Source organism: Bartonella sp. MU70NMGDW (assembly GCF_042194085.1).
Lineage (GTDB): Bacteria > Pseudomonadota > Alphaproteobacteria > Rhizobiales > Rhizobiaceae > Bartonella > Bartonella grahamii.
In genome coordinates, this window is the sequence record NZ_JBHIMK010000058.1 from 1 (window position 1) to 8,286 (window position 8,286).

The following is an 8,286-nucleotide window of genomic DNA, read 5'->3' on the forward strand; positions in this document are numbered from 1 at the left end:
TAAAGATCAGCATGAATAATTTCAAACTGTGGAAGTTGATAGCTTTGCACAAGAGTAAAAGTAGGGCTTGGAACATCCATAGTATTATCGTTCGCAAGTGTTTGGATGATTGTACGTGCAATAGTTGATTTTCCAGTCCCAAGATCTCCTTGCAGCGTTACAAGATCCCCCGGCTTTAAAGAAAGGGTTAAATGTTGTGCAAAAAGCTTTGTTGCCTCTTCATTTTCAAGAAAAAAACTAAAGTTCATTAAGGGTTCCATGAAATGGATGAAAAATTTTTGTTATAATAAAGATTGAAATTAAAAAATCTTATCTCCTTTGGGAAGTGGGAAAAAACATTTAACTGTTGTTCCTTTTCCAGAACCGGTAAGAATCTCAACATGTCCACCGTGTAGTTCAACGAAACTCTTCACAAGGGAAAGGCCAAGACCCGCTCCTGCACGCCCGCCATGGTGTGAATGAGAAGAAAAACGTTTAAAAATACGATCAAGGACGTCTTTTGGAATATCAGAGCCTTCATTGTGAACGCTAAAGACAATATTATCATTTTGTTCATCAACGCAAAATTCAATAGTGCTCGCCTCCGTTGCAAAATTAATAGCATTACTCAGCACATTCACAAAAATTTGATGCAAGCGTTTTTCGTCAGCAGAAATGGAATTTAAGGAAGGAGAAATTTGTTGTAAAAGCGTAATATGGCGTCCATTAAGGCGATCTTCTATACGTGCTACTGCTTGTATCATAGCATCTGCAATATTAACCGATTTTATGTCCAACTCCATAATGCCTGCATCAAGGGTAGCAAGATCAAGAATATCGTTAACAATATTTAAAAGAGTTCCTGATTCTGAATGAATATGCCCAAGATATTCTTGTTGACGTTTATTGATAGAGCCGAAAATTTGATCACGTAAAATATCCGAAAATCCAATAATATTGGTGAGAGGTGTACGCAATTCATAGGAAACATGTTGGACAAATTCATTACGCAAACGATCAGCACTTTCTAATGCTTCATTTCTTTCTTGAAGAGCACGCGCAACATGGACAGTGTCTGTAACATTCACAAAAGTAAGCATTGTTTGTCCATCGGGAAGAGGAACCAGAGTATAGTCAATAATCATATCATTTTTAAGATCTATACGACCTGAATATGTTTCACGTTTTTCAGCAAAACCGGTAATGAATTTGGTAAATTGATCCCATTCTTGTCCTAAGGTTAAGGCTGAACAATGGCTTTGTAACTGTGTAATATGGGTCCCTTCTACCAGTAAATTATAAGGAAGCGACCACAATTTCGACAAGGCAGGATTCGATAAACGAAGGCGTCCATCAGTACCAAAAACAACCACGCCTTCGGAAAGTTTATCAAGTGTTTCACCTTGTATTTTAATAAGTGTATTATAACGGCGTTCAAGATCAATTTTTTCTGTAAGGTTTTCGTAAAGCCAAGTGACACCTCCTTGTGGATGAGGGTTCGAGATAACACGCACCGTACGCCCATCTGGAAGATTCCAAATTTGTTGGTTCGATTCTGTTTGTCGATAGGCTTTAAAAAGTTCTTCTTTCCATGCGCGCCAATCGGGGTGTTCAGCAATGAGCCCTTTTTCACGTAGACGTTCAAGAAATAATGTATGGCTTGGTTCACTTTCTAAAAAGGAAATCTCCAACGGCCATAAAACTTTAAAAGCATGATTACAGAATTTTAATTTTTGGTTTGTATCAAAAATAGCTACAGCTGTTGAAATTTGGTCAAGTGTTTCACAATGGCTTTGAAGAACATAACGTAATTCATGAGCAAGATTTTCATATGCGCTGTCATCACGCGCAAAAGCTGCCATCCCTTCGGCTGTTGTAATACGTGTGAGATGAAAACGATGTCGTTCTCCATCAATAACTGTGTGAACATGTTCTTGAAAAATTGTTTCTATTTCATCTGTTTTGCGTTGTGTATTTTCATTGAAAAGATCACCCACTTCATCACTGCCTTCACGAAAGTCTGTCATTTCTCTAAAGGCGCGATTGATAAAACAAACTTTTCCTTCACAATCTTTTATCCATACGGGCTCTTGAATAAGATCAAGAAGATTACGCTGCATTCTCAGTTCAGTAAGAAGGCGGGCGATATCTTTCTGTAAACGAGCATTTTCACTCTGTTGTTTTGAGATATCTTGAAAACGAGCAATAGCGACTGTTCCTGCGATGACGCCTGTAACTTGTAGCAGTACATTGTTTGTGGTGGTGATAGAAAGATCAAAAGAGTGACATTTACAACGTAGTTGTGTCAATGCATAATCAAGTTCTCGCAGAGAATTTTCTTCAACCCAGAGCTCAAAACGCTGAAAATCTTTCTGATCGATTCCTATTTTTTGCAATGCAGAAAGGGCACCAACGACACGGGGTAAGGTTGTTGGATTTTCCCAAATAAGAAGGAATTGCTCGGTTTCTTCCAGAAGCCATTCATAATATTTAAGTTTTTCAGAAAAATTTGCCTGAATTATCTTCAATGGCTTCTGTGCAGTTTTTTTTGCACACATAATAACAGCTAGACACGTGAGAAGTGAAGCAAAAGAAATTCCTCCACACAGCGCTAAAAGCAGCCATGGACCATCTAGTAAAGTGAAGAAAAATGGTAAATAACCTTCCAATGACTGAGCAACAGCGCATGTTGGAGAAAAAAAGAAAAAAAGGCAAAATATATACGCATAGATTCGAATCATTTTTTGAGCTTTTTCTTTGGGGTTATAGTCACCAAAGCTGCGCACGACATCTTACCCTTTTTTAACCCAAGGAAATGTTTAGTAACGGTAATGGTTTGGTTTATAAGGTCCTTGTGGTGTGACTCCAATATAAGCGGCTTGTTCTTCTGATAAAACACTTAATTTTATTCCTAACCGATCAAGATGTAGACGTGCAACTTTTTCATCAAGATGTTTAGGCAAAACAGTGACTTCATTTGTATAGTGTTCTGTACGGGTAAAAAGTTCAATTTGCGCTAAAACTTGATTAGTAAACGAGGCCGACATGACAAAAGAGGGATGCCCAGTCGCATTCCCGAGGTTTAACAAACGCCCTTCAGAGAGCAAAATGATGCGTTTTCCATCGGGAAAGGTGATCATATCAACTTGTGGTTTAATATTTGTCCATGGCAAATTTCTAAGGGCTGCGACTTGGATTTCGTTATCAAAATGACCAATATTGCCAAGAATACACATATCCTTTACTTGTCGCATATGGTCTAAACGAACAACATCTTTATTGCCTGTTGTCGTGATGATAATATCAGCACTGGAAGCAGCATCATCCAAATTAACAACTTCATAGCCATCCATAGCTGCTTGAAGAGCGCAAATAGGATCAATTTCTGTTACTTTAACACGAGCCCCAGCACCAGAAAGAGATGCTGCTGAACCTTTTCCTACGTCACCATAACCACAGACAATGGCAGTTTTACCAGCGATCATCACGTCTGTTCCACGTCGAATACCATCGACCAATGATTCTTTACATCCATATTTATTATCAAACTTTGATTTAGTGACGCTATCATTGACATTAATAGCAGGAAAAGGCAAAAGCCCTTCTTTTTGTAACTGATAAAGACGGTTTACACCTGTTGTGGTTTCTTCGCTTACACCTTTAATTGCTGCGCGCTGTCGTGTAAAAAATCCTGGCGTTGCATCCATACGCTTTTGTATTTGTTTGAAAAAAATTTCTTCTTCTTCTGTTTTGGGATGCGATAGGATATCTTTATTTTGTTCTGCACGACTTCCCATTAAAATATAGTTTGTGGCATCAGCGCCATCATCTAAAATAAGATTGGAAGGATTACCATCTGGCCATTGGAAAATTGCATCTATATAAGTCCAATATTCTTCCAATGTTTCACCCTTAACGGCGAATACAGGAATACCAGTTGCGGCGATAGCTGCTGCTGCATGGTCTTGCGTAGAAAAAATATTGCTAGAGCTCCACCGTATATCGGCGCCAATTGCTTTTAATGTTTCAATTAAAACAGCTGTTTGAATTGTCATGTGCAATGAGCCAGAAATACGCGCTCCACGCAAAGGTTGATTAGAGGAAAACTCCTTGCGACAAGCCATCAAACCAGGCATTTCAGTTTCAGCAATATCAAGTTCTTTACGACCATAAGCGGCAAGTGCAATATCTTTGACAACAAAATCTTGAGCTGCCATTCTTTATTCCTTTAAAATAAGTTTTTCCAAGACGGTAGGAGAAATTAAAAAAAAATGCAAGACAAGAAGAGGACTTCCTTATGTGAAAAAGCTCTTTTAAAATCTCCATAAATTTGTGCAACAAATATGCATTTATGAATCTGAGTAATGATGTTACTGAAAGAATAAGAGATCTTCATGATAAGTCTTATTATATAAACAAAACTCTATCCTTTTCACGTAACTTTAAAGCTTTTAAAAATCTCCAGAGAGAATACCTTTTAAATAATAAAAATTGTGCATTGCTTCACAGTTTTTATATCGATTTTTTATGGGATAATATCGAAAGTAGAATACTTATATTCTACGCGCTTATGCGGTTGTTGAAAAAGGAAGTATTACCCTACTTTAATCTCATTATTAAGCTTTCTACCAAAATAATATAATGCAAAGTCATAGGTTATCATATTTATGAATAGGCAATTCAGAATCGGTTCTTTAGGATTCCAATGTTGCATCTGCTCTTGGATAAAGACAGTTTATAAGAAGTGCTTTTCTCTTGTTTTCAACGATTTTTATCAAAATACTATAGGTATACGATTAAACATTTTTTGTGATACTGAATAGAGCATTTAAAACGCAAAAACATTACTCTATTGAGCATTCTGATTTCAGAATCGCTAACAACGAGCTATAAATTATAAATCAAATAATTAACTCAGTTTTGAAAAAATTTATTCTAGACGAATAAGTTTTGCGAAAATTGACCATGTGGACGAAATCGCCAAAGATAACTTGGCAAGAATGCAGCCATTGCTCTGGGAGTAATTCCCACACCTTCTAGAGTATATCCATTCTCTATAGCCTCTTTAGAAACAATGTTATCCATTTGCAAAAAACGTATCTGATTGGCTGTTACGAGTGTTGGTACAAAAGGCAATTTACCGATAGTTCCCAAAATTCCTCCAATCAATAGACCAGCAGAAAGGGGCATGGATAGGATTGTTTTTTTACGGTGAATAATTTTGAGTATATTTTCAAGAGTATTTTGAAAGGTGATAATCTGGGGACCACCAAGATCATAATTTTTTCCCCAAGCAACCTGTCCATCTAAAGTGCGCGCGATAAACTCAGCAACGTCACCAACATACACGGGTTGCAATTTGTTTTGCCCACCCCCAAAAAGAGGCATAATTGGTAAAAAACGTGACAAATCTGCTAAGGTGTTAAAGAAACAATCCTCTGGTCCAAAGATAACGGATGGACGGATAATAATTGCTTGAGGATGCTTGTTATGAACGATTTGTTCACCCATAAACTTAACACGTGCATAAAGACATGAAGCATTCTCGTTAGCCACAAGTGCTGACATATAGATGAGTGGAATAGCAGCTTGTGCTGTTAATTCAGCAACATTGTAAGCACCATCAATTTGTGTGTTTTTAAAATTCGATTGATTTGCTTGTTTTAAGCTACCAGGTAAAAACACTGCCGCATCAGCTCCAAGCAACGCGCGTGCAACAGAAGCACGATGCTTGATATCCGTTTTAAGCATTTGGGTTTGTCCTACTTCTCCTATTTGGAGCATGTAATAAGCTTTTTGTGGACAACGAACAGCGATACGAACGCGATATCCCCGCTTAGTCAAAGTTTCAACGACATGTCGTCCTACAAAACCAGATCCGCCAAAAACAGTAACAAGTTTAGGATGTTGATAAAGTGCACAATCAAGTTGCATGATTAAAAAGTCTATCTTTCAACGCTTTTAAAATAATCGATTTTTAGCACGGAGGTGTTTTATTGTCACGCAAAATATCGCCCGCAAGATAAAGGGAACCACTAATAAGGACAATTGCCTCTTTATATTCGGCTCTAATCTTATGCAAAGCATCTTGTAGATGCGCCTGTGGAGTAGCAAAGATTCCTGCTTTTTGCGCTGATTCAGCTAATTTTATTGGAGAGATACCGGCATTATTGTTAATCAGCGGTATCGTATATATTTTATCGACAAGGTTCGCTAAGGAACGAAAATAACCAACAGCATCTTTGGTATTGAGCATACCAGCAATCATAATAATGGGACGATCTGTTTTTTTTCTCCATTGTGTAAGTTCTGCCGCAATAACTTTTCCAGCAGCAGGATTGTGACCACCGTCTAACCATAAATCAATATTAGGAGACAGTTGATCAACCAAATGTCCTTGGATAAGATGTTGCATCCGTGCGGGCCAATAGATATTTTTCAAAGCGTCATTTATGGTTTGTTCTGAAAGTTGAAAACCCGCTTGACAAACTGCTTCAAGAGATGCGCCAGCATTGGCAACTTGGTGGTCTCCAATAAGGTTAGGAAGTGAAAGATCCATGAGACCTTGATTGTTTTGAAAAACCATACGTCCATGTTCTTTATAACTTTGATAATCTTGATCAAATAGAGAATAAGGTGCTTTATTTTTATCGGCAAGGGGTATTAAAGTAGCAAGAGTTTCTTCATAATTTTGCTTCCCGATGACTACTGGAACATTTGGTTTGATAATCCCTCCTTTTTGAAAAGCGATTTGAGCAATTGTATTTCCAAGAAAGGTTTCATGATCATAATCAATGGGCATAATAAGCGATACAGCTGGTTTGTTAACGACATTGGTAGCATCAAAACGTCCTCCCAAACCAACTTCTAAAATGACAACATCAGCTGGATGTATACTAAACAGCATAAAGGCAGCGGCTGTAAAAATTTCAAAAATAGTAATCGGCTCTTGACGATTTACTTTTATAATTTCACGGATTATCTCAGCCAATTGGTTTTCTGTAACAAGTTGACCACCTCCTTTTTGACCTAACCGGCAGCGTTCATTCCAGTTGACGAGATGAGGTGAGCTATAGACATGAACGCAGTATCCTGCACTTTCTAAAAGAGCACGGCAAATTGCTGAGGCAGATCCTTTGCCATTTGTTCCAGCGATGTGAATAATAGGGGCAAGTTTTAAATGCGGATTACCAAGACGCTCTAAAAGGTGAATAATACGCTCTAAAGAAAGATCAAATTTTTTCGGATAATTTTTTAGTAAATCATCCACCACCCTTTGTATTTGGCTTTGTTGCATAAACTTAAGCTGCTTTTGTCCTAGAAAGCGATGTTTGAAAGTCTGTTGGGGATGGATCGGAAGGGTTAAAAACAGCAGGGCGTTTCATCATCAAGCGTAAAAGACGCGCAATTGTTGTTTTCATTTCTAAACGCGATACAACCATATCAATCATACCATGTTCGAGCAGATATTCACTACTTTGAAAGCCTTCTGGTAGGGTTTCACGTATAGTTTGTTGAATCACACGTGGACCAGCAAAACCAATCATAGCGCCAGGTTCGGCAATGTGAATATCACCAAGCATGGCGTAAGAAGCAGTAACACCACCGGTGGTTGGATTAGTCAGCACAACAATATAGGGAAGTTTTGCTTCTTTCAACATTTCAATCGCTACAGTTGTACGAGGCATTTGCATCAACGAGAGCGTTCCTTCTTGCATGCGTGCGCCACCAGAAGCAGAAAAAAGAACTAACGGGCGCCTTTCGGCAATGGCAGTATCAAAAGCTTTAATAATAGCTTCTCCTGAAGCCATACCGAGTGATCCACCCATAAAGGCGAAATCTTGAACAGTTGCAATAATTGGTAAGCCTTCAATCGTACCACGTGCACTTAAAATATTATCATCAACACCAAGTTTAGAACGATAATCTTTTAACCGGTCAATATAGCGTTTTTCGTCACGAAATTTTAAGGGATCTGTTACAACCTTTGGATTTTCAAGAGCTGTATAAACACCATCATCAAAAAAATGCATGAGACGATTTTTAGCGCTGATACGCATATGATGGCCAGAATTGGGAGCGACAAATTGATTAGCTTCCAGATCTTTATGGAAGATCATTTCACCACTGGTAGGATCTTTAATCCATAGATTTTCTGGAATTTCACGGCGCCCCAATATAGAATTAATTTTAGGACGAACATAATTTGTAATCCAGTTCATCTTTATAACCTTCCTTTAAATATTACACATCTTTCGCATAATTTGAAAGAATATGAACCTAAGCAGTCACATTTGCTTTACCGGT

6 protein-coding genes are annotated in these 8,286 nt (G+C 38.0%); all 6 read right to left on the bottom strand.

Features of this window, described 5'->3' with window-relative positions; all coding sequences use genetic code 11:
- Positions 1-248 (bottom strand): tRNA (adenosine(37)-N6)-threonylcarbamoyltransferase complex ATPase subunit type 1 TsaE (locus ACFIKE_RS06385; RefSeq protein ID WP_375648730.1); only part of this gene is annotated, 248 nt, incomplete at its 3' end.
- Positions 249-299: 51 nt separating this feature from the next.
- Positions 300-2,765: an ATP-binding protein gene (locus tag ACFIKE_RS06390; RefSeq protein WP_375648732.1), complete on the bottom strand. Its 2,466-nt coding sequence runs from the start codon at positions 2,763-2,765 to the stop codon at positions 300-302.
- 33 nt (positions 2,766-2,798) lie between these two features.
- Positions 2,799-4,196, bottom strand: coding sequence for an adenosylhomocysteinase (gene ahcY, locus ACFIKE_RS06395; protein ID WP_375626161.1), 1,398 nt, complete (start codon positions 4,194-4,196; stop codon positions 2,799-2,801).
- Between the two features lie 718 nt (positions 4,197-4,914).
- Positions 4,915-5,913 (bottom strand): complex I NDUFA9 subunit family protein, encoded by a 999-nt coding sequence (locus tag ACFIKE_RS06400; protein ID WP_375626163.1) that lies wholly within the window; start codon positions 5,911-5,913, stop codon positions 4,915-4,917.
- Positions 5,914-5,956: 43 nt separating this feature from the next.
- On the bottom strand, positions 5,957-7,276 hold the full coding sequence (locus ACFIKE_RS06405; protein ID WP_375648734.1) for a bifunctional folylpolyglutamate synthase/dihydrofolate synthase: 1,320 nt from the start codon (positions 7,274-7,276) through the stop codon (positions 5,957-5,959).
- A 4-nt stretch (positions 7,277-7,280) separates the two neighbouring features.
- A complete protein-coding gene (accD, locus tag ACFIKE_RS06410; protein ID WP_375625491.1) occupies positions 7,281-8,201 on the bottom strand; it encodes an acetyl-CoA carboxylase, carboxyltransferase subunit beta in 921 nt (306 codons plus the stop codon).
- Positions 8,202-8,286: the final 85 nt, after the last annotated feature.